19 protein-coding genes are annotated in these 25,328 nt (G+C 73.9%); 13 read left to right on the top strand and 6 right to left on the bottom strand.

From position 1 onward, the window contains the following. The first annotated feature begins 80 nt into the window (after window positions 1-80). Together LGQ04_RS05570 and LGQ04_RS05565 are read left to right on the top strand one after the other, a co-directional pair. On the top strand, window positions 81-1,460 hold the full coding sequence (locus tag LGQ04_RS05570; RefSeq protein ID WP_372469971.1) for an endonuclease/exonuclease/phosphatase family protein: 1,380 nt from the start codon (window positions 81-83) through the stop codon (window positions 1,458-1,460). Between the two features lie 274 nt (window positions 1,461-1,734). Next, window positions 1,735-2,868, top strand: a complete 1,134-nt coding sequence (locus tag LGQ04_RS05565) for a ScyD/ScyE family protein (protein WP_229242707.1) — start codon at window positions 1,735-1,737, stop codon at window positions 2,866-2,868. A gap of 114 nt (window positions 2,869-2,982) precedes the next feature. On the opposite strand, the gene LGQ04_RS05560 is transcribed toward LGQ04_RS05565, so the two are convergent. Further along, entirely contained in the window at window positions 2,983-4,410 is a 1,428-nt protein-coding gene (locus LGQ04_RS05560) for a pyridoxal phosphate-dependent decarboxylase family protein (RefSeq protein WP_229242706.1), read from the bottom strand. Between the two features lie 195 nt (window positions 4,411-4,605). On the opposite strand from LGQ04_RS05560, the gene LGQ04_RS05555 reads away from it, so the two are divergent. The 3 genes from LGQ04_RS05555 to LGQ04_RS05545 all read left to right on the top strand — a co-directional run bounded on the left by LGQ04_RS05555 (window position 4,606) and on the right by LGQ04_RS05545 (window position 8,938). Then, a complete protein-coding gene (locus LGQ04_RS05555; RefSeq protein WP_229242705.1) occupies window positions 4,606-6,207 on the top strand; it encodes an asparaginase in 1,602 nt (533 codons plus the stop codon). Between the two features lie 187 nt (window positions 6,208-6,394). Beyond that, window positions 6,395-6,727 (top strand): hypothetical protein, encoded by a 333-nt coding sequence (locus LGQ04_RS05550; protein ID WP_229242704.1) that lies wholly within the window; start codon window positions 6,395-6,397, stop codon window positions 6,725-6,727. Window positions 6,728-6,730: 3 nt separating this feature from the next. Then, window positions 6,731-8,938: a hypothetical protein gene (locus LGQ04_RS05545; RefSeq protein ID WP_229242703.1), complete on the top strand. Its 2,208-nt coding sequence runs from the start codon at window positions 6,731-6,733 to the stop codon at window positions 8,936-8,938. A 50-nt stretch (window positions 8,939-8,988) separates the two neighbouring features. Here LGQ04_RS05545 and LGQ04_RS05540 read toward each other — a convergent pair whose 3' ends face one another. Next, on the bottom strand, window positions 8,989-9,681 hold the full coding sequence (locus tag LGQ04_RS05540) for a DUF305 domain-containing protein (protein WP_229242702.1): 693 nt from the start codon (window positions 9,679-9,681) through the stop codon (window positions 8,989-8,991). A gap of 134 nt (window positions 9,682-9,815) precedes the next feature. Here LGQ04_RS05540 and LGQ04_RS05535 point away from each other — a divergent pair, with 134 nt between their 5' ends. The 4 genes from LGQ04_RS05535 to LGQ04_RS05520 all read left to right on the top strand — a co-directional run bounded on the left by LGQ04_RS05535 (window position 9,816) and on the right by LGQ04_RS05520 (window position 13,472). Then, a complete protein-coding gene (locus LGQ04_RS05535; protein ID WP_229242701.1) occupies window positions 9,816-11,624 on the top strand; it encodes a carbohydrate-binding protein in 1,809 nt (602 codons plus the stop codon). Between the two features lie 104 nt (window positions 11,625-11,728). After that, window positions 11,729-12,175: a YchJ family protein gene (locus LGQ04_RS05530; protein ID WP_229242700.1), complete on the top strand. Its 447-nt coding sequence runs from the start codon at window positions 11,729-11,731 to the stop codon at window positions 12,173-12,175. A gap of 45 nt (window positions 12,176-12,220) precedes the next feature. Then, entirely contained in the window at window positions 12,221-13,072 is an 852-nt protein-coding gene (locus LGQ04_RS05525; RefSeq protein WP_229242699.1) for a formate/nitrite transporter family protein, read from the top strand. Window positions 13,073-13,106: 34 nt separating this feature from the next. Then, entirely contained in the window at window positions 13,107-13,472 is a 366-nt protein-coding gene (locus tag LGQ04_RS05520; protein WP_229242698.1) for a nuclear transport factor 2 family protein, read from the top strand. On the opposite strand, the gene LGQ04_RS05515 is transcribed toward LGQ04_RS05520, so the two are convergent. Further along, window positions 13,469-13,924 carry a VanZ family protein gene (locus LGQ04_RS05515; protein WP_229242697.1) on the bottom strand — a complete coding sequence of 152 codons (456 nt, stop codon included), beginning with the start codon at window positions 13,922-13,924 and terminating at the stop codon, window positions 13,469-13,471. The two genes, LGQ04_RS05520 and LGQ04_RS05515, sit on opposite strands and share 4 nt — an antisense overlap. Before the next feature lie 70 nt (window positions 13,925-13,994). Between LGQ04_RS05515 and LGQ04_RS05510 the strand changes: the two genes are divergently transcribed. Next, window positions 13,995-14,987, top strand: a complete 993-nt coding sequence (locus LGQ04_RS05510) for a TIGR03885 family FMN-dependent LLM class oxidoreductase (RefSeq protein ID WP_229242696.1) — start codon at window positions 13,995-13,997, stop codon at window positions 14,985-14,987. After that, complete coding sequence (locus LGQ04_RS05505; RefSeq protein WP_229242695.1) at window positions 14,984-16,687, top strand: alpha-amylase family protein; 1,704 nt, start codon at window positions 14,984-14,986, stop codon at window positions 16,685-16,687. The genes LGQ04_RS05510 and LGQ04_RS05505 overlap by 4 nt, the downstream gene beginning before the upstream one ends. A 9-nt stretch (window positions 16,688-16,696) precedes the next feature. Here the strand turns inward: LGQ04_RS05505 and LGQ04_RS05500 are convergent, their stop codons facing one another. Further along, window positions 16,697-17,053, bottom strand: a complete 357-nt coding sequence (locus LGQ04_RS05500) for a hypothetical protein (RefSeq protein ID WP_229242694.1) — start codon at window positions 17,051-17,053, stop codon at window positions 16,697-16,699. Window positions 17,054-17,148: 95 nt separating this feature from the next. Here LGQ04_RS05500 and LGQ04_RS05495 point away from each other — a divergent pair, with 95 nt between their 5' ends. Beyond that, on the top strand, window positions 17,149-18,243 hold the full coding sequence (locus tag LGQ04_RS05495) for a threonine aldolase family protein (RefSeq protein WP_229242693.1): 1,095 nt from the start codon (window positions 17,149-17,151) through the stop codon (window positions 18,241-18,243). A 202-nt stretch (window positions 18,244-18,445) separates the two neighbouring features. Here the strand turns inward: LGQ04_RS05495 and LGQ04_RS05490 are convergent, their stop codons facing one another. Further along, a complete protein-coding gene (locus LGQ04_RS05490) occupies window positions 18,446-19,414 on the bottom strand; it encodes a hypothetical protein (protein ID WP_229242692.1) in 969 nt (322 codons plus the stop codon). A 108-nt stretch (window positions 19,415-19,522) separates the two neighbouring features. Between LGQ04_RS05490 and LGQ04_RS05485 the strand changes: the two genes are divergently transcribed. After that, window positions 19,523-19,936: an SRPBCC family protein gene (locus tag LGQ04_RS05485; RefSeq protein ID WP_229242691.1), complete on the top strand. Its 414-nt coding sequence runs from the start codon at window positions 19,523-19,525 to the stop codon at window positions 19,934-19,936. 97 nt (window positions 19,937-20,033) lie between these two features. Here the strand turns inward: LGQ04_RS05485 and LGQ04_RS05480 are convergent, their stop codons facing one another. Then, window positions 20,034-25,295, bottom strand: a complete 5,262-nt coding sequence (locus tag LGQ04_RS05480) for a DUF5979 domain-containing protein (protein WP_229242690.1) — start codon at window positions 25,293-25,295, stop codon at window positions 20,034-20,036. Between the last annotated feature and the right edge of the window lie 33 nt (window positions 25,296-25,328).

The following is a 25,328-nucleotide window of genomic DNA, read 5'->3' as shown; positions in this document are numbered from 1 at the left end:
GGTTCGCCTCCCGGCCCTTCCCTCCCGCACAGGGCGCTCCTAGGTTGGGAGCGGACGTCCCCGACGACGAGGAGCACACCGTGACCGCACGACGACGCACCGAGCGCACGACCTCGACCCTCCCCCGCCCGGCCCGCACGGCCGTCGGGTCCGCCCTGGCGGCGGCACTGGCGGCGACCCTCGCCCTGGGCGCGGTCGGCGCGACGGCGGGGGTCGCCGTCGCGCACGACGACCGCGGGAACGGGAAGGGGCACGGGACAGGGCACGACGGCGACCGCGGCCGTGGGCACGGAGGTGGCCACGGGCATGGAGGTGGCCACGGGAACGGACGGGGCGAGACGCTGCGCGTGGCGACGTACAACGCGAGCCTCAACCGCGCGGCGTCGGGCGAGCTGGAGGCCGACCTGTCGACGGGCGACGACGCGCAGGCCGCGACGATCGCGGAGGTGCTGCAGCGCACGCGCCCGGACGTGGTGCTGCTCAACGAGTTCGACTACGTCCCGGACGGGCGTGCCGTCGACCTGTTCCGCGAGAACTACCTCGAGGTCCCCCAGGGCGGGGCGACGCCGATCGAGTACCGGTACGCGTACGTCGCGCCGTCGAACACCGGCATCCCGAGCGGGTTCGACCTCAACGACGACGGGACGGTGGGCGGCGGGGACGACGCGTTCGGGTTCGGGCTGTTCGAGGGCCAGTACGGCATGGCCGTGCTGTCGCGGTACCCGATCGACACGCGTGACGTCCGCACCTTCCAGGAGTTCCTGTGGAAGGACATGCCCGGCGCGCTGCTCCCCGACGACCCGACGACGCCCGAGCCCGCGGACTGGTTCACGCCCGAGGAGCTGGAGGTGGTGCGGCTGTCGAGCAAGTCGCACTGGGACGTCCCCGTGCGCGTGGGCCGCGAGACCGTGCACGTGCTCGCGTCGCACCCCACCCCGCCGACGTTCGACGGTCCGGAGGACCGCAACGGGCTGCGGAACCACGACGAGATCCGCTTCTGGGCGGACTACGTCACGCCCGGGAAGACGTCCCGGTACGTGTACGACGACGAGGGGCACCGCGGCGGTCTGCGACCCGGTGCGTCGTTCGTCGTGGTGGGTGACCAGAACGCGGACCCGCTCGACGGGGACTCCGTCGACGCCGCGATCGACCAGCTCCTGGACCACCGCGCGATCACCGACCCGCGGCCGTCGTCGCGCGGCGGGGTCGAGGCGGCCGCGCTGCAGGGCGGGGCGAACGCGACGCACGTCGGCGACCCGCGGTACGACACCGCCGACTTCGCGGACACCGCCCCGGGGAACTTGCGCGCCGACTACGTGCTGCCCTCGCGCGACCTGCGCGTGCGCGACGCCGGGGTGTTCTGGCCCGTGCAGGCCGACCCGCTCTCGCGCCTGACCGGCGTGTTCCCGTTCCCGAGCAGCGACCACCGTCTCGTGTGGGTCGACGTCGCGGTGCGCTGAGAATCACCCGCTGCGGCCGGGCCCGGGATCTGGCGCGGGCCCGGCCGCCGGGTGCACACTCAGGAGGGCTCGCGCGCTCACCGGCGGGCCACAGGTTCCTCCCACGCTCTCCGCCGCCGGCACCCAGCCGGCACACGGCACGCGCCGCACCGTCGCCGCGCGCCTCCGTCGTCCGGCCCGACGACACCCTCACCTCTCGCCCGGACCTCGCGCGCCCGCACGACGGGCGGTCCCCCGCGGGTGTCGGGCCACGCCGGACCTTGGAGCACACCCCATGAGACGCGTTCCCACCGTCCTGGCCGCAGCGGCGACGTCGCTGCTGCTGGCCGCCACCCCCGCCGTCGCGCACGGCGGGGGCAAGCCCGACCCCCGACCGCCCGCCGTCACGGACCTCACGGGCGGCCTCGTCGGCCCCCTGAGCCTCGCCGCGGGCTGGCACGGGACCACGTACGTCACGCAGAACTTCGCCGGTCTCCTCACCGCGGTGGACCGTGACGGCGAGCAGTCCGTCCTGTACGGCTCGGCGAACGGGGCGGAGGTGGGCGGCGTGTCGTTCGACGGGCTGCGCACCCTCACGTTCACCGAGACGGAGAGCGACGAGACGGGCATCACGGGCTCGTCCGTCCACACGCTGCGGCTCGACAAGAAGGGCGCGCCGAGCGGCGCACCACGCCTCGTCCTCGACACGTACGCCTACGAGCAGAAGCACAACCCCGACGGGAAGACGACCTACGGGCTGCGCGACACCGACCCGGCCTGCGTCGCACAGGTGCCCGCGGGGGGCCCGATCTCGCCGCTGTACACGGGCATCGTCGACTCCCACCCCTACGCGACGGCGAGCCTGCTGGGCACGACGTTCGTCGCCGACGCGGGCACGAACACGCTGCTGTCCGTGAGCCCGTTCGGCAAGGCCCGCACGCTCGCGGTGCTGCCGGCGCAGCCCGCGGTCGTCACGGCCGAGGCCGCGGCGGGCATCGGCTGGCCGGACTGCGTGGTCGGCGAGACGTACTGGTTCGAGGCTGTCCCGACGGACGTCGAGGTCGGGCCGTGGGGCCAGCTCTACGTGTCGACCCTGCCGGGCGGGCCGGAGGACGCGAGCCTCGGTGCCCGCGGCGCCGTGTACACGGTCGACCCGTGGTCCGGGAAGGTGCGCAAGGTCGCGTCCGGGTTCGTCTCCGCGACCGGCGTCGCCGTGTCCCCGACGGGCACGGTCTACGTCGCCGAGATGTTCGGGGGCAGGATCTCGCAGGCGACGTCGTCCGGGCCGCGCACGGTCGTCGAGACGGCGCTGCCGGGTGCGCTCGAGTGGACGAGCACGGGTCTGCTGGCGACGACGAACGTGCTGCCGGGCGAGGAGGGGCCGCCCGACGGTCACCTCGTCCGGGTCGGCTTCCCGCGCGGTCGCTGACGAGCACGAGGACGATCCGCGTCGACCACGAGGTTGCTGCCGTCATCCGCCCGATGACGGCAGCAACCTCGTTCTCGGCCGGAGCGGGCGGGTGGCCGACGCGCGGGCCGTGCGTCAGGTGGCCGACGCGGCGCGGCGCAGCGCGTCGAGGCTGACGCGCACGTCGTCGTCGGTCGTGGCCCAGCTGCTCACGGAGACGCGCAGGACGGCTCGGTCGTGCCAGCGCGAGCCGGACATCCACGCGGTGCCGTCGTCGAGGACGCGGCGCACGACGTCGCGCGTGCGGTCGTCGTCGCCGAACGTCGCACACACCTGGGTGAACACGACGTCGTGAAGCACCTCGGCGCCGTCGATCCCCCGGACGCCGTCGGCGAACGCGGCGGCGTGCCGGCAGAAGCCGTCGACGAGGTCGGCGACGCCGTGGCGGCCGAGCGCGCGCAGCACCGCCCAGACCGCGAACGCGCGGCCCCGGCGCGAGAGCTCGGGCACCTTGTCGAGCGGGTCGCCCGCGTCGCTCTGGATGAGGTAGTCGCCGTGCATCCCCATCGCGGCGCGCAGCGGGGCGGGGTCCGCGACGATCGCGAGACCGCAGTCGTAGGGCACGTTGAGGGTCTTGTGCGCGTCGGTGGCCCAGGAGTCCGCGGCCTCGTACCCCGCGACGAGGTGCCGGTACGCCGGTGACGCGGCGGCGAACAGCCCGAACGCGCCGTCGACGTGCACCCACGCGCCGTGGCGGTGCGCGACGTCGACCACCGCGCCGAAGGGGTCGAACGCGCCCGAGTGCACGTTGCCCGCCTGGAGGACGACGATCGTCGGCACCGGGTCGTCGGCGGCACGTCCCGGGTCGGCGTGGCGACCCGCGAGGCGGCCGGCGCCCGGGTCGGGCGAGCGGTCGAGCGCGTCCGCGAGCGCGGAGGCCGAGATCCGGCCCTGGTCGTCGGCGGGCACGACCTCGGGGGTGCCGAGGCCGAGGTAGGACAGGGCGAGGTCGACCGACTCGTGCCGCTCGGCACCGACGAGCACGCGCACGCGCGGCGCCCCGGTGAGGCCGTCGGCCCGCACGTCCCAGCCGGCGCGCCGCAGCACCTCGGTCCGCGCGGCGGCGAGCGCCGTGAAGTTGGCGGTGGTGGCGCCGGTGACGAACCCGACGGCGCCGGTGGGCGGCAGGCCGAGCAGGTCGAGCAGCCACGCGCTCGTGACGTCCTCGACGGCGGTGTGCGCGGGGGTGACGGTGCGCAGGGCGCAGTTCTGGTCCCAGGCGCTGGTGAGCCGGTCGGCGGCGAGCGCGGCGGGGTGGCTGCCGCCGATGACCATGCCGTAGAAGCGGCCGGACGGCATGGCGGTGAGCCCCGGTTCGCACGCGGTCGCGAGGAGGTCGACGACGTCGGGGGCGGGCGTCGGGGCGTCGGGCAGGTCGGTGCCGAGCGCGGCGACGACGTCCTCGACGCTCGCCCGCGGGGGCACGGGTCGAGTGGCGAGGGAGTCGAGCCAGGCGAGGGCGTGCTCGTCGGCGCGGCGCAGCGCCTCGGTCCGGTCGTCCATGACCGCTCCTTGCCGCGCCGGGCGGGTGCCGGCGCCCCTCCCAGGCTCGTGCCGGCGCGGCGTCGGGTCAACCGTTCGTCCGGGTGGTTTCCCCGAGGTTCCTGCACGTGCGTACTTCTTACGTCCAGGCAATCACCAGGCAACACGCGCTCCTTAGCGTCGGCCGTGCCACATCCCCCACGGAAGGCCACCCCCTTGAGAACCTTCACCTTGACGCTGTCCGGGCGCGTCGTCGCGCTCGTGCTCGCCGTCGCGCTGGCGTTCGCCGCGCTCGTCGCGACCGTCGCCTACGCCGTCGCCGACTCGCGCGCCACCACGGCCGCCGCCCGGGCGGAGGGCGCCCAGGCACCCGTGCTCGCGGCCGGGGTCGCGACCAACCCGCTCGGCATCACGTCCGCCCGGTACGCCACGGCGACGGCGAACGCCACGACCGACAAGCCGAAGGTGGTCGTCGTCGGCACCGGCGGCACCATCTCCGGCAAGGCCACGGGCCGTGAGACGTTCACGTCCTACCGGTCCGGCTCGTACCTCATGGAGGACATGCTCGACGCGCTGCGGCCCGAGCTCGACGCCGTCGCCGACGTCACGTCCGTGCAGTTCGGCAACGCCGGGTCGTCCGGCTACTCGATCGCGCAGTTCCACGCGCTGACCCTCGAGGTGGAGAAGCAGCTCGAGACGGCGGACGCCGTCGTCGTGACCACGGGCACGGACACGCAGGAGGAGTTCGCCTACTGGCTCGACCTCACCGTCCAGTCGCGCAAGCCGGTCGTGACGACGGGCTCGATGCGTCCGTGGGGCGCCGCCGACAGCCCGGCGGAGGACCTGGTGTTCGGCACCGACGCGCCCGCGAACCTGTACAACGCGATCAAGGTCGCGGCGTCGCAGCAGACGTTCTGCTTCGGCACCGTCCTCATGCTCAACGACGAGATCCAGGCGGCGCGCGACGTCACCAAGTCGAACTCGTACCGCACGGACACGTTCCAGTCGCGCGAGTACGGCGTGCTGGGGTGGATCGACGGCGACAACGTCACGCTGGGCCGTGCGCCCGCGCGCGTCACGACGTGCGACACCGAGGACTGGTTCACGCCGTTCGACCTGTCCGACGTCGCTCCCGCCGAGCTGCCGCGCACCGAGATCCTCATGTCCTACCAGGAGGCCGGGGGCGAGGCCGTGACCGCGTTCGCGGACGCGGGTGTCCAGGGCATCGTCACCGCGGGCACGGGTGCGGGCGGCATCTCCCGCGCGATGAGCCAGGCCCGCTCGGCCGCGATCGGCGAGGGCGTGTGGTTCGTCTCGACGACGCGCACCGGCTCGGGCTCGTCGTACGGCTCGGGGAACGGGATCATCGCGGGCGGCGACCTCACCGCCATCAAGGCCCGCCTCCTCCTGCTGCTGTCGCGCGGCTTCACCGACGACCTGGAGACGGCGCGCGGATGGTTCGCGACGTACGGGTCGCCGTCGTTCGACCAGTCGGAGGCGGCGGGGACGATCGGGGCGGGGCCCGGTGCGACCGCGGTGCTGTTCTCCGGGACGGCGACGCCCGCGTGCAAGGCCACGAAGGCCGAGCTCACGGTCGAGATCACGAACACCGACACCGTCTCGATCGACGTGCGCGTCACGAGCCCGGCGGGCGGCTACAAGTTCTCGAAGATCCCCGCGGGGAAGACGGTGAAGCACACCATCCCGGCGACGGCCGACCTCGCGGCGGGCGAGGCCACGCTCACCGCGTACAAGAACGTCGACGGCACCGGCATCCAGACGGTGAAGACCGCCGCCTACCCGGCGACGACCTGCTGACGCAGCCGTCCCGGTAGCCGCCGACCACGGGGTTGCTGTCGTTCTCCACCGGAGAACGACAGCAACCCCGTTCTCGCGCGCCAGCCCCCTGTGGACGACGGCCTGCACCGCGCGTCCCGCTGCTACGGTCGCCGCGACGCGGGCTCGACGCCCGCTGCGAGGACAGGAGCAGGGGCAGGGGGACACGATGGCGGTGGTCGAGGTCGACCCGGACGCTCTGGCGCTGGCGGCCGCGCGGACCGCGGCTGCGGCGGGCGCGCTCCTCGCGGTCGCGGGTCCGGCGGGCGACCCGTCGGCGGCGACGGGCGACGTGACGCTCGGGGCCGCGGTCGGCGAGCTCGGACGCACGTGGGCCCCGGCGCACCGTGCCCTCCTGGCGGACCTGGACGCGCTGGCCGCGGCGCTGCGGGAGGCGTCCGGGCTGTTCGACGGCGCGGAGTCCCGCACGGTGCACGCGCTCGCCGCGGTGCTCGTGCCGAGGACGGCCGACGTCGGTCCCCGGCACGCCCGGGCGGTGTGAGCGGTGGCCGACGTGCCGTTCGAGGCGCTCACGGGGAACCCGGACGAGGTCCGGGCGTCGGTCGCCGCTTACGCCCGGGTGCGGGAGGCGCTCGCGGTGGCGTGCGACGAGCTCGCGCCGGTGCGGGACGCGCTCGCGAGCCAGCGCGGGACCGCGGTGACGCTGGCGGTCGGCCGGGTCGACGACGCCGTTGCGCGCGCCCGCGCGCACGGGGCGCTGCTCGACGCCGCGGGGCTGGCCCTCGCGGGGTTCGCGGACGACCTCGCGCTCCGCCAGGGCGACGCGGACGCGGCCGTCGCGCGCCGGTGCGCGGCGCTCGCGGAGATGGACCGGTGGGTCACGGCGGAGGGCGTGGCACGTCTGGACGCGTCGGGGGACCCGTTCGGGGCGGTCGACCCGGACGCGGCGGCACGGGTGCAGCGGGCGCGGGCGAACGCCGAGGCGGCGCGGGAGGACGTGCGTCGCGCCGAGGACGACTGGTGGCGGGCGTGCGACGCGAAGCGCGCGGCGGCGGTGGCTGCCGCGGCACGTGTGGAGCCGCTGCTCGACGTGGCGGCCGTCGGCGCGTGGGTCGCGGCGGGCGGTCTGCTGGCCTCGTTCCAGTCGTCGGGCGCGACGGCCCTGGCCGCGGCGCGTCTCGTCGATGCGGTGGCCGACCGGAGCGTGCGCGGCCCGGCGCGGGACGCCGCGACGGCCGAGCTCGCCGCGCTGGTCGAGGCCGCGGGCGACGACCCGGCGTTCTGGGACGTGCTGATGGACCGGACCGCCCCGGCGGACCTGTACGTGCTGCTGGGCGAGGGCGGCACGCTCGCGACGGACGGGCAGGTGCTCGACGCGACGACGCCGGAGGGTCGTGTCGCGGTGGCGGTCCGCGACGCGCTGGGGCCGTGGACGGCGTCGCTGACCGCCGACGAGCAGGAGGAGTGGGGGCGCCGCGTCGTCGACGACCTGGGCGTGGACACGATCCCGACGGGGTGGGCGGCGACGGCGGCACTCCTGCTGGCGGCACCGCGGGTCGCGCCCGGCGTCCACCTGGGCGCGGTGACGCGGCTGGAGGAGGTGCGGCGCGACGTCGGACGCTCGCCCGACGTGCTGGCGACGCTGCCGTACGAGCGGGACACGCGCGACCTCACGGTGGTGGCGCTGGACGGCCTCGCGGCGTCGCCGGAGCTGTCGTGGCGCTACCTGTCGGGCGAGGGCGACGACGCGCTGGGTGCCGCGCGGTCGGCGACGTGGTTCGGCACGGCGCAGGCGTTCGGCTGGGCGGACGACGGCGCGGCGGTGACGGACGTGCTGCGCTCCGCGGTCCTGCACGGCGAGCAGGACGCGACGGCGCAGGCCGGTGCGGCGCTGGTGCTGTCCCGGGCGGCGTCGGACCTGCCGGACGGTCTGCTCGCGGGGACGCTCTCGGGCCAGGCCCGGGAGCACCTGACGGACGCGTTCGTGCCGTACGTCGACGCGTTCGACGTCAACGTGAACCGGATGGACGACTTCACCGCGGTGGGCACGTACACCGTGGCGGCGGAGGCGCCGGACGCCGTGTTCCCGGGCGTCGGGGGGCGGACGCTGCCGCTGCTCGACCCGCAGGACGTCGCCCGTGTGCTGGCGGTGACGACGAGCGACGACACGGGCGTGGCGCGGTGGGAGCACGCGCTGGTGGCGCACCACGACGCGGCGCTGGGTGCGGTGCTCGCGCCGGGCGGTGCGGTGCGGTCGCGCGGCGACGCCGCGTCGGTGGCGGACGCGTTCGCGCGCGCGCACGCTGCCGCGATGTCGGACGCGGGGTTCGTGGCGGGGGCGGTGGAACGGGCGGCGCTGGAGAGCGCGGAGAAGGAGCACGCCCGGTACGCGACGCGGGTCACGGCGCTCATGGGCGCGGCCGGGCTGCTGGCCCGGACGACGGGGCAGGCGGTGGTCACGACCCCGCTGCTCTCGGTGGCGGGCAGCTATCTCGTGAGCCTGGACGGGACCGTGCGGGTCGCGGTCGACGCCGCGGCGGCCGAGGGCCACGCGGAACAGCTCGTCCTCGCGGCGCGCGGGCACGACCTGCTGCTCGCGGCGCTCGTCGAGGACGGCGTGGACCCGGCCGAGGCGGAGCGGCTCGCGGCGGCGAGCACGTCCCTGGACGACGGCGCGTCGCGCGCGGCGTTCACGGCGTCGTTCAAGGAGGCCTCGGGGCTCTCGCGCCCCACGAGCGAGGCGACCGGGTGAGCGGGCGCCGCGGGCGACGGGCACGCTCGGGGCTGAGGACGGGGGCGGGCTCAGAGCGCGTCGAGCAGGCCCTGCATGCGTCCGATCTCGGCGCTCTGCCCGGCGGCGGTGTCGGCGGCGATCTCGAGGGCGTAGGTGTCCTGGCCGTCGACGAGGACGACGTCGGCCATGTCGAGCGCGCCCTGGTGGTGCTGGATCATCCCTTCGAGGAACAGCCGGTCGAAGTCGGCGCCGGTGGCGTCCTCGAGCGCCTGCATCTGCGCGTCGCTGAGCATGCCAGCCATGCCGTCGTGGTCGTGGGTGTGGCCGGTGGCGGGGACGCGCGGGCCGGTGCCGTCGAGCTGTTCGGCCTCGGCGGGCACGGGCAGGTCGCGCTCGGCGAGCCAGGCGGCGAGGCCGTGGATCTCGGGTCCCTGGGCGGCGGTGATGCGTTCGGCGAGGGTGGCGACCTCGGGCGAGGCGACGCGGTCGGGCGCGAGGGCGGCCATGTCGAGGGCCTGGAGGTGGTGGGTGATCATGCTCGTGACGAAGGTGACGTCGGCCTGGTTCCACTCCCCCGTGGCGAGGGGGCCGGCGAAGTCCTCCGGCGCCGTCGTGCTCGTGTCGTCGCCGGGGCGGCCGGGTTGGAGGACGACGCTCGACGGGTTGACGACGGGCTCGGGGTCGCCGGTGCAGGCGGCGGTGCCCAGCACGGCGAGGACGACGACGCAGGTCAGGGCGCGTGCGCGCGCGGGCCGGGCCACGTTACCGACGGGAAAACTCTGCACCCGCACTGTTCCCTCCGTGTAAAAGGTTGTCGCCAATCTGCCGTCACCTGTGGTCCATATCACATCTTCCCGACAGAATGCGGAGAACCCTACCAAGGAGGTGTTTCCCCGTGCATCGAACGACGCACAGGCCCACGACCCGCCGCAGACGCCGGGTCCTGCTCGCCTCGTCCCTCGCCGCCACCCTCGCGGCCTCCTCCCTCGCCCTGGCCACCACGGCGGCCGCGGAACCGTCCGACGGCTCTCCCGCGGAGGTCGCCGACCTCGTCGAGGAGGGCACGGAGGCCGTCGCCGACCTCCCCGCCCAGCGCCTCGCACCCCTCGCCGTGGACACCGACGTCCTCGCGCCCGGGGAGATCGCCGGCAGCCCCAACCTCACCCTCGTCGCGAACATCCCGAAGAACGGCGCGTTCACGCCCGAGGGCCAGTACAGCTCCGACCTCGCGTTCCAGGGCCGCTACGCGTTCGCCGGCAACTACGGCGGGTTCACCGTGTACGACGTCGCGGACCCGACCGCGCCGGTGCAGGTCGCCCAGGTCGTGTGCCCGGGGTCGCAGAACGACATCTCCGTGCACGGCGACCTCCTCGTGCTCAGCACCGACTCCTCCCGCAGCAACGACACCTGCGACAACGTCGCGCAGAGCGCCACGATCAAGGAGTCGTGGGAGGGCATCAAGGTCTTCGACATCTCCGACCCGACGTCGCCGTCGTACGTCGCGGCGGTCGAGACGCAGTGCGGCTCCCACACGCACTCCCTCGCGCCGAGCAAGGACGGCGAGGACCTGTTCGTGTACGTGTCGTCGTACAGCCCGAGCGCGTCGTTCCCCGACTGCCAGCCCCCGCTCGACCTCATCAGCGTGGTGCAGGTGCCCGTCGACGACCCCGCCGCGGCGGCCGTCGTGTCGACGCCCGTGCTGTTCCCCGACGGCGGCAACCCCTCGGGCAACTACTCGCGCGAGACGTCGGGCTGCCACGACATCACGACGTACCCGTCGAAGGACATCGCGGCGGGCGCGTGCATGGGTGACGGCATCCTCATGGACATCACGGACCGCGCGAACCCGGTCGTCACCGAGGTGGTGCGGGACACGGAGAACTTCGCGTTCTGGCACTCGGCGACGTTCAACAACGCGGGCACCAAGGTCGTCTTCACCGACGAGCTCGGCGGCGGCGGCGGCCCGACCTGCAACGCGACGGTCGGTCCCGAGAAGGGCGCCGACGCGATCTACGACATCGTCGACGGCGAGCTCGTGTTCAAGAGCTACTACAAGATCAGCCGCGAGCAGGCGCCGACGGAGAACTGCGTCGCGCACAACGGCTCGCTCATCCCCGTGCCCGGCCGGGACATCATGGTCCAGGCCTGGTACCAGGGCGGCATCTCCGTGTGGGACTTCACGGACTCGGCGAACCCGGTCGAGATCGCGTGGTTCGACCGTGGGCCGCTGTCGACGGAGCGCCTCATCCTCGGCGGCTCGTGGTCGGCGTACTGGTACAACGGCGCGATCATCTCGAACGACATCCAGAAGGGCCTCGACGTCCTCCTGCTCGACGACCCGATCACCAACGCGGCGAAGTCCGTCCTGGTCGACGAGTTCAACCCGCAGGCGCAGCCCACGTACGACGAGCCGCCCGCGTGGTCGAAGAAGGCCACCTACCAGGCCGGGTCGACGGTGACGTACGGCGGCGCCGTCTGGCGGGCGCAGTGGTGGACGCGGGGCGAGACGCCCGGGTCCACCCCGTGGGGCTCGTGGGAGGAGATCGCCGGGGTCGACTCGGACGGCGTGGGGAAGTGGGTGCCGACCCGCGTGTACGTGCGCGGCGACACCGTGACCCACGAGGGCACCGAGTACACCGCGAAGTGGTGGACCCGGAACCAGGAGCCCGGCGACCGCTGGGGCCCGTGGGAGCCCACCTCCTGACGTCGCTCTCCTGAGCGCGTGGTCGTGGCCCGTCCGGTACGCCGGGCGGGCCACGTCCGCGTGGCCGCCGCGGGGTCGCGGGCCGCGGCGCCTACGCTCGCGCCATGGACGGCGCCACGGGGACCCCGCACCTGCCCGACGACGCACGCTGCCCCTGCGGGACCGGCGACACCTACGGCGCGTGCTGCGGACGGCACCACGCCGCCCTGCGCGGCGACGGTGCGGGTGGCGCGGGTGCGCCCACCGCGGAGGCGCTCATGCGGTCCCGGTACAGCGCGTTCGCCGTCGGCGACGCCGACTACCTGCTCGCGACGTGGCACGCGTCGACCCGGCCGGGGACGCTCGACCTCGACGACGACGTCGAGTGGCGACGGCTCGACGTCGTCCGCACCGAGGCGGGCGGGCCGTTCGACGACGCGGGCGTGGTCGAGTTCGTCGCGCACCACCGCTCCCGCACGGACCGCACCGACCGGGGCCGGCTCCACGAGGTCAGCCGGTTCGTCCGGGAGGACGGGCGGTGGCTGTACGTCGACGGTCAGGTCGGCGAGTGACCGACGTCCCGGGACACGGGCCCCCGCACGTGGGAGCGTAGGCCCATGGCCGACCAGGGTCACCTCTTCCCGGGCAAGCAGTTCATCTCCACGGTGCTGGACGCCCTGGAGACGAAGTCGACGATGAGCGGCGGGCTCGCCCACGTCTTCCTCATGCGCTCCGCCATGGCCGGCGCCCTCATCGGCGTCATGTACATCACGAACTACTCGGTCGTCGCGATGTTCGCCGGGATCGGCGACGGCAGCCTCACCGGCATCGGCACCATGGTCGGCGCGTTCGTGTTCGGCTTCGCGCTCGTCTTCATCTACTACAGCAAGTCCGAGCTGCTGACGTCGAACATGATGATCGTGTCCGTGGGGCGCTACCACCGGCGCATCACCCGCCTGCGCGGCCTGCGCGTCCTCGGCCTGTGCTACCTCGGCAACGCCCTCGGCGGGCTCGCGATCGCCCTCGGGGTGCTCGCCTCGACCCTGGGCGACGGCGCCGTCGGCGACCAGATGCAGCACGCCGTCGACCACAAGCTCGCCTATCTCGGCGAAGGGCTCGCCGGCTGGTCCGACCTCTTCGTCCGCGCCGTCCTGTGCAACTTCATGATCAACGTCGCGATGCTCCTCGTGTACAACGGCCTCATCACGCAGGACGTCACCAAGGTGCTCGTCATGGTCGTCAGCGTGTTCGTCTTCGCGTTCGACGGGTTCGAGCACTCCGTCGCCAACACCGCGCTCTTCACCATCGTCGGCCTCAGCCACGGCATCGACGTGTGGCCCGCGCTCGGCAACCTCGTCGTCGTGCTCGCCGGCAACTTCATCGGCGGCGGCCTGCTCGTCGGCTACTACTACGCCTTCGCCAACGACGACCGCCGCTACCTGCGCCGCACCGGCACCCCGCCCGCGTAGGCGCACCCGACCTGCCCGTCCGTAGACTCGGCCGATGAGCCTTCTCGCTGCCGAGCACGCGCTCCAGGACGCCCAGCGCACGGGCGACGTCGACGCGCTGGAAGCGCTGCTGCATCCGCGGTGCGTCGGCGTCGGCCCGGACGGCTCCGTCTTCTCCCGGGAGGACGACCTCGAGAGCCACCGCTCCGGTGCGCTGCGGATCACCCGCCTGGAGGTGGAGTCGCTCGACGTCCGCGAGGACGACGCGAGCGGAGTGACCCGGCTGGTGGCCGCCGTGGACGCGGTCCAGGGCGGCACCCCGGTCTCCGCACGGCTGGTCTACACACGCCTGTGGGTCCGCGCCGACGAGGGGTGGCAGGTCCTCGCCGCCACGCTCGCACCGGCCGCCGACCCAGCTTAGTCCCGCGCGGCCCGACGGCGCCGCGCCAGGAGCACGGTCGCCGCTCCGACCGCGAGCGCCCCGAGGAGCGCGCCGAGGGTGTTGAGCACGACGTCCTGGACGGTGGGGACGCGGCCGGGCAGGAGGTTCTGCGTGAGCTCGATCGCGGTCGAGAGGACGCACCCGGCGAGGGTGACGAGCCCGACGGCGCGCCACACGCCCGGGGCGACGCCGCGCCGTCGGGCCGCGGTACCGCGCAGCAGGGGCACGCCGAGCACGCCGAACGGACCGAACATCACGACGTTCGCGGACGCCTCCAGCACGGGCAGGGTCATGGGGATGCCGAGCCCGCGCAGGAACGCGAGCGTCGCCGTCGCCCAGCCGGGGGCGTCGGTGGACTGCGGCGACGGCCACAGCGTCACGACGCCGACGGCGACGAGGTAGACGACGAACGTCCAGGTCAGCAGGCGCACCCGCCCAGCGTAGGTGCCCGTGCTGCCCCTCGACGCGCGAGGACGCCCGACCCCCGGTTCACTGTCGGCCATGGTCATGATCGGATTCCACGCCTCTCACGAGCAGGTCCCGCCCGGACCGCTCCTCGCCGCGGCACGCCGGGCGCAGGAGGTCGGCTTCGACGCCGCGATGTGCTCCGACCACCTCGCGCCGTGGAGCGCCCGCCAGGGCGAGTCGGGCTTCGCGTGGTCGTGGCTCGGCGCGGCGCTCGCGTCGACGGACCTGTCGTTCGGCGTCGTCAACGCGCCCGGCCAGCGGTACCACCCGGTGGTCGTCGCGCAGGCCATCGCGACGCTCGGCTCCATGTTCCCGGGCCGCTTCTGGGCCGCGCTGGGCTCGGGCGAGGCGATGAACGAGCACGTCACGGGCGACCGCTGGCCCACCAAGGCCGAGCGCGACGACCGGCTGCGCGAGTGCGTCCACGTCATCCGCGCCCTGCTCGCGGGCGAGGAGGTGACGCACCACGGGCTCGTCACCGTCGACCGGGCGCGCGTGTGGTCGCTGCCGGACGAGACGCCCCGGCTCGTCGGGCCCGCGGTCACCGCGGCGACGGCACGCCGACACGCCGACTGGGCGGACGGCCTGGTCACCGTCAACCAGCCGGTCGAGTCGCTGCGTCGCGTCGTCGGCGAGTACCGCGACGCGGGCGGGCGCGGGGACCTCGCGCTGCAGATCCACGTGGCGTGGGCCGACGACGACGAGGCCGCGTTCGCCGTCGCGCACGACCAGTGGCGGTCGAACCTCCTCCCCCCGAGCGTGAGCTGGCACCTGGAGACGCCCGAGCAGTTCGACGCCGTCGCCGACCTCGTGCGACCGGACGAGGTGCGGGGCACGGTGCTCGTCGAGCACGACGCGCAGCGGCTCGCCGACCGCGTCGCCGAGATGGTCGCGTGCGGGTTCGACGCGGTGTACGTGCACCACGTGGGCAAGGACCAGGACCCGTTCCTCGACGCGGCGGGCACCACGCTGCTCCCCGCGCTCCGGGATGCCTTCGGCACGTCGGCCGAGGGGGGTGCGGCGTGAGGATCCGCGACACCGGCGACCTGTGGTGGAAGAACGCCGTCGTCTACTGCCTCGACGTCGAGACGTTCATGGACTGGGACGACGACGGCGTCGGCGACTTCCCCGGCCTCGTCCAGCGCATCGACCACCTCGCCGACCTCGGCGTCACCTGCCTGTGGCTCATGCCGTTCTACCCGACGGCGGAGCGCGACGACGGCTACGACATCACCGACTTCCTCGGCGTCGACCCGCGGCTGGGCGACCTGGGCGACGTCGTCGAGCTGGTCCGCACCGCGCGGGACCGCGGCATCCGCGTCATCGTCGACCTCGTCATCAACCACACGTCGGACCAGCACCCGTGGTTCCGGTCCGCGCGACGGTCCGCGGACGACCCGTTCCGCGACTACTACGTCTGGCGCGCGGACGAGCCGCCGCCCACGAAGGACCAGGTGGTCTTCCCCGACCAGGAGGACGGCATCTGGACGCTCGACGAGAAGACCGGCGAGTGGTACCGCCACCGGTTCTACCGTCACCAGCCCGACCTCAACACGGCGAACCCGCACGTGCGCGACGCCATCGCCAAGACCATCGGGTTCTGGCTCGAGCTCGGCATCTCCGGCTTCCGCGTCGACGCCGTCCCGTACGCGCTCACCGACGCCGCAGCCGCCCCGGGGGACGAGATCGACGACCCGCACGACCTGCTGCGCCTCCTGCGCGCGTTCGTCGGCCGACGCTCGGGCGACGCGATCCTCATGGGCGAGGTCAACCTGCCCTACGAGGAGCAGGCACGGTACTTCGGCGACGAGGCCCCCGGCGACGGCGACGCGGGCGGCCCCACGAGCACCGAGCTGACCCTGCAGTTCGACTTCAACGCCATGCAGGCGATGTACCTGTCGCTCGCACGGCACGACGCCGGCCCGCTCGCCGCGTCCCTGCGCGCCCGCCCGCCGATCCCGCACGACACGCAGTGGGCCACGTTCGTGCGCAACCACGACGAGCTCACGCTCGACAAGCTCTCCGAGGACGAGCGTGCCGAGGTGTTCGCGGCGTTCGGGCCCGAGGAGGAGATGCAGCTCTACGGGCGCGGGCTGCGCCGTCGGCTGCCCCCGATGCTGGGCGGCGACCCGCGCCGCATCCGGATGGTCTACTCGCTGCTGTTCGCCCTGCCCGGCACCCCCGTCCTGTTCTACGGCGAGGAGATCGGCATGGGTGAGAACCTCGACGTCCCCGGCCGCCTCGCCGTCCGCACGCCCATGCAGTGGACGTCGGGCGCCCACGGAGGCTTCTCGCGGGCGGCCGGGCGGCGGCTCGCGGCCCCGCTGCCCGACGACGGGTACGCACCCGAGCACGTCAACGTCGCCGACCAGCGGCGCGACCCCGACTCGCTGCTGTCCTTCGTCCGGTTGCTCGCGCACCGCTACCGCGAGTGCCCCGAGCTCGGGTGGGGCGACCCGGAGGTGCTCGACCAGCCGCACGCGTCCGTCGTCGCGCTGCGCACGACGTGGCAGGACGCGTCCATGGTGACGCTGCACAACCTGTCGCCCGACCCGGCCGTCGTGCCGCTCGCGCTCGGCGACCTGCCCGACGACGCACGCCTCGTCGACCTGCTCGACCGCGACGACGTCGAGCCCGCCGAGGACGGCACGGCCGAGGTCCGGCTGGACGGGTACGGGTACCGCTGGCTCCGCGTCACCCACCCGGGATCGCGTCGACTCCTGTGACCCGCGGGCTCAGCCGCGCGTCGGGCCGTCGGGCCCGGGCGGCGGACCGGGCGTCCTCGGCCAGCCCGGCTCGTCCGGGACGGGGTCGCTCGGCCGCGGCTCCCCCGGCACCGGCTCGGCCGGCCCCGGCTCGTGCGGGGGCGTGGACGGGTCCGGCGGCGGCCCGGGGGACTTCGGCGGCTCGACGGTCGGCTCCGCAGGACGGTCGGGATCGGTCGGCCCGGGGCCGGCCGGGTTCGCCGGCTCGGTCGGCCCCGCAGGGTCGGTCGGCTCGGCCTCGTTGCCGAACGTGTCCCGCTCGTCAGGCGGCAGCCCGGAGAAGTTCGGCTCGTCGGGCACGGCACCCGGGTCGGGGATCGTGGTCATCACAGCACCTCCTGGGGTGGCCGACGCCGATGTCGGCGTCGACTCGACGCTAGGCCCGCACCGTTCCGCTCGCGCGCCACGCCTACCCTGGGTGCGTGAACCAGACCGCGTCGTTCGCCTCCGACAACTACGCCCCGGCACACCCCGACGTCCTCGCCGCGCTCGCCGCCGCGAGCGCCGGCCACGAGGTCGCCTACGGCGAGGACCCCTGGACGGTGCGCCTCCAGGACGCCGTGCGTGCCCGGTTCGGTCCCGACGCGACGGCCTACCCGGTGCTCACCGGGACGGGCGCGAACGTCGTGTCGCTCATGGCGATGCTGCCGCGGTGGGGCGCCGTCGTCGCGACGGAGCACGCGCACCTGAACACCGACGAGAACGGCGCCCCCGAGCGGGTCGGCGGCGTCAAGGTGCTCGCCGTCCCCGCGCCCGACGCGAAGCTCACGCCCGAGGCCGTGGAGCGGTTCGCCGCCGACCTCGGCGACCCGCACCGCGCCCAGCCGCTCGTCGTGTCCCTCACGCAGTCGACCGAGCTCGGCACCCTCTACGACCCTGCCGAGGTCCGGGCGCTGGCCGACGCCGCGCACTCCCACGGCATGCGCGTGCACCTGGACGGGTCGCGCCTCGCGAACGCGGCCGCCGCGCTCGACGTCCCCCTGCGGGCGCTCACCACGGACGCCGGCGTCGACGTGCTGTCGTTCGGCGGCACGAAGAACGGGCTCGCGCTCGGTGAGGCCGTCGTCGTGCTCGACCCGTCCGCCGTCGACGGCGTCGAGTTCGTCCGCAAGGCGACCATGCAGCTCGCGTCGAAGATGCGCTACGTCTCCGCCCAGCTCCTCGCGCTCTTCGAGCCGGTCGGCGACGTCGTGGCCGAGGTCGACGAGATGACCGACGCCGACGAGCTGTGGCTCCGCAACGCCCGCCACGCCAACGCGATGGCCACCCGCCTGCGCGCGGGACTGGCCGACGTCCCGGGCCTCGCCTTCACGCAACCCACCCAGGTCAACGCGGTCTTCGCGACCCTGCCCCGCGACGTCGTGCACCGCCTGCGCGCGACGCACCGCTTCTACGACTGGGGCCCGGGCGAGACCCCGGAGCGTGTCGAGGTCCGCTGGATGTGCGCCTGGGACACCACCCCCGCCGACGTCGACACCTTCGCCGCCGACATCCGCACGGCCCTCGCCCCGAGGTAGTACCGAGGTCTGCCGAGGTAGAACCGTGGTCACCCGAGGTAGAACGAAGGTTCGCGAGCCGGATGGCGAGGATCACTGGAGCGAGAGGGGGTGGGCGGCTGCGCCGGGTCGTGGCGGGTCTGGCGGGAGCGGCCGAGGAACGAGGACGCGGATGGTAGACCCGGCACAGCCGCCCACCCCCTCTCGCAGGATGACCACGGTTCTACCTCGGCAGGAGGGCGGCGACCTCCGGGACGGCGAGGTAGCCCGCGGGGACGCGCCCGTCGCCGACGAGGACGGCGGCGGCGTGGCGGCCGGGCGCGGGGTTGTCGACGTCGAGCTCCTCGATCGGGGGCGAGCCCGGCGCGAGGGGGAACGCCGTCGGGCCGAGGCCGTGGAGCGCGAGGGCGTCACGGCGGTCCCGGACGGCGACCCACCGGTCCACCTCGACCGGCACGCGCAGCGGGGAACGAGCGGCGAGCGCGTCGCGGATCGCGGTGATCGCGAGGGGCGAGCCGAGGGTGAGGAACAGGGGGACGTCCCAGTCGCACGCCCGGCGGTGCTCGCGCAGCACGGAGTACGCGAGGACCGAGCCCAGGGAGTGCGCGACGACGACCGCGGGCTCGTCCGTCGGCATCGCCTCCGCGAGGGCGTCGTCGAGCGTCGCGCGCACGTCCGGGTCGTGGAGGTACGTCCAGACGTCGCGCACGAGGAGCAGGAGCACGCCGCTGCTCAGGCCGGGCACGTACCGGTCGAGCGCGGACAGCAGGACGTTGACCCACCCACCGGGCTCCGCGAGCGCACCCGCGCCGAGCGCGGCGAGCTCGTCGGCCTCCGCGCCCAGCCGGGCGGCGTCGACCCCGGCGGCGCGCAGCACCTCGCTGGTCACGGACTCGACGAACTCCCGTTCCTCGTCGGGCAGGGCGGCGATCCTGCGGGAGTCGACGTGGAGCGTGTCCCCGCGCGTCCCGGGGACGGTGTGCACGGTCACCGGGGGCGGGGTGCCGTCGCCGCGCGCCAGGGCGGCGAGGGTGTCGCCGTAGTAGACGAACGTCGCGTCGTCGTCGGTGATCGTGCGCGGGGTGCCCGCGGCGGCGAGCCCGGCGCCGAGGACGGTGCGCCACGTGCGTTCCAGCTCCTCGGCGTCGAGGCCCTGGTTGTCGCGTCCGTGGACGAGGACGAGTCGGGTCACGCGCCCGAACCTACGCGGGCGGGCGGTGCGTCGCACGGCTTCCCGGGCTGCCGGGCGCGGCGTGACGGTCTACGGTCGCTCCAGGCCCCGTCCCCCCAGGAGGTTCGCATGTCCCCCCATTCCACGACCGCCGAGGTCCACGTCGCCCGACCGCCGTCGGTCGTGTGGTCCGAGATGGTGCACCCGAGCGCGCGATGGATGCTCGGCATGAACGTCGAGACGGACTACCGGCCGGGCAGCCCGGTGACGTTCGAGGGCCACTACATGGGCCGCGAGTTCGCGGACTGGGGGACGGTCCTCGAGGTGGACCGCCCCCACCGAATGCGGTTCACGCACTTCTCCCCGTCGATGGACCTGCCCGACGTGCCGGAGAACTACCACGACATCACGATCACGCTCGAGGCGGACGACGCGGGCACCCAGGTGCGTGTCGTCGAGGAGAACATCGAGTCGGCCGACCGTGCGGAGCGCGCCCACGCCCTGTGGGCGAAGGCTCTCACCACGCTCGCCGGACACGACTGACAGCGGGCCGAGCACGGACCCGACGCTCGACGCCGCCGCGCCGGGAGACGACGACGGGCCGGTGACCCTGCAGGGGTCACCGGCCCGTTCGCGTGCGTCAGGCGTCGCCGCGTCGTCGTGACCTGGCGATCAGGATGCCGACGCCGCTGAGCAGGAGGGCCGCCGCGACCCCGAGGGCGCCGACGACGTCGGACCCGGTGGTCGCGAGATGACGGTCCCGCGTCGCGGTGTTCGTCAGGGTGACGAGGGCGGGGTCGCCGTCCGCCACCGTGACGGTGGTGGTCTCCTCACCGTCGACGGTGAACACGGGCGTGCCCCACTCGACGTCCTCGACGTCGGGCAGGTCGACCTCGCCGAGCTCGACGGTGGTGCCGACGGGCAGGTCCTGCGGCCCGTCGACGACGGTCCCGTCGGCGAGGACGGTGAGGGTGCCGGAGGTGTCGCCGTCGTAGGTCGAGCCGTCGGGCAGGGTCGCGGCCCAGGTGACGGTGAACGCGGTGTCGTCGGGCACGGCGCTCGCGCCGTCACCGGTGAGGGCCTTGGCGACGGAGAATCCACCGACGACCTGGTTCGCCGTGTTCGTCACCGTCACCCCGGCGACGTCGTCGCCCGCCCCGATGGTGATCTGGGACGGGGAGAGCGCCGGGGTGCCCCACGTGACGCCGGGGACGTCGGGCAGGTCGACCTCCTCGAAGGTCACGACGGTGCCGGTGGGCAGGTCGTCCGGGCCGTCGGCGACCGTCCCGTCGGCGAGGACGGTGAGCGTGCCGGACGTCGCGCCGTCGTACTCGACGCCGTCGGGGATCGCCGCCGTCCAGGCGACCTGGAAGGCGGTGTCGACGGGCACGAGGCCGGTGCCCGCGCCGTCGACGGTCTTCGCCACGGCGAAGGCGCCGACCTCGCTGCTGGCCGTGTTGGTGAGGGTGACGGCGACGGTCTCGCCGCTCTCCTCGACGGTGATCGACGCCGCGGGGTCGAACGACGGGAGGCCCCAGATCACGCCGGGGATCTCGGGCAGCGGGGTCTGCTCGGTGAGCTCGACCGTCGTGCCCAGCGGGAGGTCCTGCGGCCCGTCCACCACGGTCCCGTCCGCGAGGACCGTCAGCGTGCCGGACGTGTCGCCGTCGTACGTCGCACCGTCCGGGATCGTCGCGGTCCAGTCCACGAGGAACTCCGTGTCGTCCGGCACCACCCCGGCCGCGTCACCCGTCACGGCCTTCGCGAGCGAGAAGCCGCCCACCTGCGCGCCGGCGGTGTTCGTCAGCGTCACCTCGGTGACGACCTGGCCCTCGATGGTGATCGGGGACTCCGGATCGAACGACGGCGTGCCCCACTCGACCCCGGGGATCTCGGGCAGCGGCGTCTGCTCGGTGAAGCTCACCGTCGTGCCCTCGGGGAGGTCCTGCGGCCCGTCGACGACCGTCCCGTCGGCGAGGAGCGTCAGCGTCCCGGACGTCTCGCCGTCGTACACCACACCGTCCGGGACGGTCGCGGTCCAGTCGACGAGGAACTCCGTGTCGCCCGGGACGAGCCCGGACGCGTCACCCGTCACGGCCTTCGCGAGCGAGAACCCGCCGACGATCGAGTTCGCCGTGTTCGTCACGGTGACGAGCGTGTTCGCGTCCTCCTCGATCGTCACGGGGTTCGGGGAGATCTCCGCCGGGAGCCCCCAGTCGACGCCCGGCACCGTCGGGAACGACGGCTCGGAGAACGTCACGGTGGTCCCCACCGGGAGGTCCTGCGGACCGTCCACGACCGTCCCGTCGGCGAGGACCGTCAGCGTCCCGGTCGTGGGCGAGTACGTCACGCCGTCCGGGAGGGTGGCTGTCCAGGTCACCGTGAACTCGGTGTCGTCCGGGACGACACCCGCGGAGTCGCCCGTCACGCTCTTCGCGACGGAGAAGCCGCCGACGAGCGCGGTCGCGGTGTTGGTCACGGTGACGAGCGTGTTCTCGCCCTCCCCGACCGTCACCGGGTCGGGGGCGATCGACGTCGTGCCCCACTCCATGCCCGCGATCTCGGGGAGCGGCGTCTGCTCCGTGAAGCTCACCGTGGTCCCGAGCGGGAGGTCCTGCGGCCCGTCGACCACGGTCCCGTCGGCGAGGATCGTGAGCGTGCCCGACGTCTCGCCGTCGTAGACCACGCCGTCCGGGACGGTCGCCGTCCAGTCGACGAGGAACTCCGTGTCGTCCGGGACGAGTCCCGCGGCGTTCCCCGCCACCGCCTTCGCGAGCGAGAAACCGCCCACCACCGCGTCGGCCGTGTTCGTCAGGGTGACGACCGCGTTCTGCTGGCCGACGATCGTGATCGGCGACCCCGGGTCGAACGACGGCGTCCCCCAGTCCACCCCGGGGATCTCGGGCAGCGGCGTCTGCTCCGTGAGCTCGACCGTCGTACCCATCGGCAGGTCCTGCGGCCCGTCCACCACGGTGCCGTCGGCGAGGAGGGTCAGCGTGCCCGACGTCTCGCCGTCGTACTCGACACCGTCCGGGATCGTGGCCGTCCAGTCGACGAGGAACTCCGTGTCGCCCGGCACCAGCCCGGCGGCGTCACCGCTGACGGACTTCGACAGGGAGAAGCCACCCACCACCGCGTCGGCCGTGTTGGTCACGGTCACCGCGGTGACCGTCCCGTCGCCGATCGTGATCGGCGACTCCGGGTCGAACGACGGCGTCCCCCAGTCCACACCCGGGATCTCCGGGAAGTCCGGCTCGCTGAACGACACCGTGGTCCCCACCGGGAGGTCCTGCGGCCCGTCCACCACGGTCCCGTCGGCGAGGACCGTCAGCGTGCCCGACGTCTCGCCGTCGTACACCACGCCGTCCGGGATCGTGGCGGTCCACTCGACCGTGAACTCGGTGTCGTCCGGCACGACACCCTCGGCGTCACCGGTCACGTCCTTCGCGACCGAGAACCCGCCCACGACCGAGTCCGCCGTGTTCGTCACGGTGACGCCGGCGAGCTCGTCGCCCGCGCCGATGGTCACCTCGGTCGGGGAGATCGAGGGCGTGCCCCAGTCCACGCCCGGGACCTCGGGCAGCGGGGTCTGCTCCGTGAACGTCACGACCGTCCCGACCGGCAGGTCGGTGGGTCCGTCGACGACCGTGCCGTCGGCGAGGATCGTCAGCGTCCCGGAGGTCGGACCCTCGTACTCGACGCCGTCGGGGATCGTCGCGGTCCAGTCGACGAGGAACTCCGTGTCACCCGGCACGACGCCCGACGAGTCGCCCGCGACGACCTTGCGGACGGCGAAGCCGCCCACCTCGGTGCTGGCGGTGTTGGTCAGGGTGATCGCGATCGTCGTGTCCGCCTCGATCGTGATCGGCGACTCCGGCGAGAAGGACGGCGGCCCCCACACCACGCCGTCGATGTCCGGCAGGGGCGGGACCTCGACGAACCGCACCGTCGTCCCGATCGGGAGATCCTGCGGACCGTCCACCACGGTGCCGTCCGCGAGGACCGTCAGCGTGCCCGACGTGTCCCCCGCGTACTCGACCCCGTCCGGGAGGGTCGCCACCCACAGCATGTCGAACGCGGTGTCGTCCGGCACGAGGCCCGCCGCGTCACCCGTGACCGTCTTCGCCAGCGAGAAGCCGCCCACCACGGCGTCCGCGGTGTTCGTGACCGTCACGAGCGTGTTCTCGCCCGCACCGACCGTCACCGGGTTCGGGGCGATGTCCGGCACGCCCCAGTCGACTCCCTCGATCTCCGGGACGCCGGGCTCCGAGAACGTCACGGTGGTGCCCACCGGCAGGTCCTGCGGCCCGTCGACCACGGTGCCGTCCGCGAGGATCGTCAGGGTGCCGGTCGTCTCGCCGTCGTACGTGGCGCCGTCCGGGATCGTCGCGGTCCACTCGACGGTGAACTCCGTGTCGTCCGGGACCAGCCCGGACGCGTCGCCCGTCACGGCCTTCGCGACGGAGAACCCGCCGACCTCGGGCCCGTCGAGGTTCGCCGTGTTGTCCACGGTCACCGTGAGGGTCATGCCCTCCTCGACCGTGAACGTCGCCGGGTTGCCCTGCGGCTCGCCGTTGATCCGGATGACGACGTCGCCCCACTCGACCCCGTCGACCACCGGCAGGTCGACCTCCTCGATCGTCACGACCGTGCCGACAGGCAGGTCGGGCCCGTACACGAGCTCGCCCCCGATCGGGACCGTCAGCGTGTCGCCGCCCGTGTCGCCCTCGGGGGTCTCGTACGTGTACTCGACGGTGAACGTCGTGTCCGCCGGCACCGCCGCGGCGCCCTCGCCCGACACGGCCTTCTGGACGGCGAAGCTCGACGACGGGATGCAGTCGAACGGGGCGGGGCCGATCCACGGGTAGTTGTGCTGCTCGTTCCCGTTGCCCGCGGTGGTGAGGTCGTTGCCCGCGTAGATGCGGCCGTTGGTGCTCGACGTGAGCACCACCTGGTCCGCGTTCGGCGCGAGCACCGAGCCGACCCACTGGCCGCTCCCGCTGACCGTGACGTCCCCGCCGCCAGTGAAGTTCCACATGGTCTGGGCTGCGGCGTTCCCGATGTTCGCCGGGTCGTCGACGCGCTCGCCGTTGATCGAGACGAAGTTCGCCGAGACAGAGACGGGGGCGTCACCGACGACGTTGACCAGGATGGGCGTGCCCTCCGGGATGTTCGTGAAGACGAACTCGCTCGTGCCGTCGAGGACGTCCGCCGAGACGGTGAACACCTGCATGCTCGTGGTCGTCCCGTCCCCGACGAACGACAGGCTGCTGCCGGCCGCCGCGACGACTCCCGTGTCGGGGACGGTCCCGAGCGCCGCGCTGGACTCCGCGATGACGCTCCCGAAGTCCTGCCAGGGTGCGAGCGCCGCGTCGGCGCCCATGTCCGTCTCGACCGGCCCCCCGTTCGTGTCGAGCCCACCGTTGTTCGTCAGGCTCCCGCCGACGTGGACTGCTCCGCCCCCGTCCAGGCCGGCGCCGACGATCACGTTGGTCCCGGCGGCGACGCTCATCGAGCCGCCGACGTGGAGCATCGTCGCACCGGGCTCCGGCACGATGCCCGACCCGGCGCCGACGGATCCCACGTTGAACGACCCGGGGGTGTCGAAGGTCGCGTCTCCTGCCACGACGAGAACGCCCTCGGTCTCGGCCGAGCTCCCCGACGCCGTGTAGTCCCCGCCCGCGTACACGGCGACGTTGTTGTCCGTGAAGAAGGGCGGCGGATTGATGATGTCCGGGAAGTCCCCGTCCTCGGGGCAGAACCCGATCGCGGCGGCCGCCGGTCGTGCCTGCGGACCGGTGACGAGGACGAGAGCCCCCGCGAGGGCAAGGGCGGCCGCGACCAGTGCGGCGACGACTCGGCGCGCACGGTCCAGGACCGGTGCGGTCGGGCGGAGGGTCATGCAGAGGTCTCCTCGTTCGGCGGTGCGCCGCCG

The sequence above is a fragment of the Cellulosimicrobium marinum genome (assembly GCF_020551945.1).
GTDB classification, from domain to species: Bacteria; Actinomycetota; Actinomycetes; order Actinomycetales; family Cellulomonadaceae; genus Cellulosimicrobium; species Cellulosimicrobium marinum.
This window is presented reverse-complemented; position numbering and strand designations above follow the sequence as displayed.

Bases quoted from the DNA above. Each gene is read 5' to 3' on its own strand.
- LGQ04_RS05520 (WP_229242698.1), top strand. From the start codon at position 13,107: ATGAGCCTTCTCGCTGCCGAGCACGCGCTCCAGGACGCCCAGCGCACG.
- LGQ04_RS05485 (WP_229242691.1), top strand. From the start codon at position 19,523: ATGTCCCCCCATTCCACGACCGCCGAGGTCCACGTCGCCCGACCGCCG.
- LGQ04_RS05525 (WP_229242699.1), top strand. From the start codon at position 12,221: ATGGCCGACCAGGGTCACCTCTTCCCGGGCAAGCAGTTCATCTCCACG.
- LGQ04_RS05550 (WP_229242704.1), top strand. From the start codon at position 6,395: ATGGCGGTGGTCGAGGTCGACCCGGACGCTCTGGCGCTGGCGGCCGCG.
- LGQ04_RS05500 (WP_229242694.1), bottom strand. From the start codon at position 17,053: ATGACCACGATCCCCGACCCGGGTGCCGTGCCCGACGAGCCGAACTTC.
- LGQ04_RS05560 (WP_229242706.1), bottom strand. From the start codon at position 4,410: ATGGACGACCGGACCGAGGCGCTGCGCCGCGCCGACGAGCACGCCCTC.
- LGQ04_RS05565 (WP_229242707.1), top strand. From the start codon at position 1,735: ATGAGACGCGTTCCCACCGTCCTGGCCGCAGCGGCGACGTCGCTGCTG.
- LGQ04_RS05510 (WP_229242696.1), top strand. From the start codon at position 13,995: ATGGTCATGATCGGATTCCACGCCTCTCACGAGCAGGTCCCGCCCGGA.
- LGQ04_RS05530 (WP_229242700.1), top strand. From the start codon at position 11,729: ATGGACGGCGCCACGGGGACCCCGCACCTGCCCGACGACGCACGCTGC.
- LGQ04_RS05480 (WP_229242690.1), bottom strand. From the start codon at position 25,295: ATGACCCTCCGCCCGACCGCACCGGTCCTGGACCGTGCGCGCCGAGTC.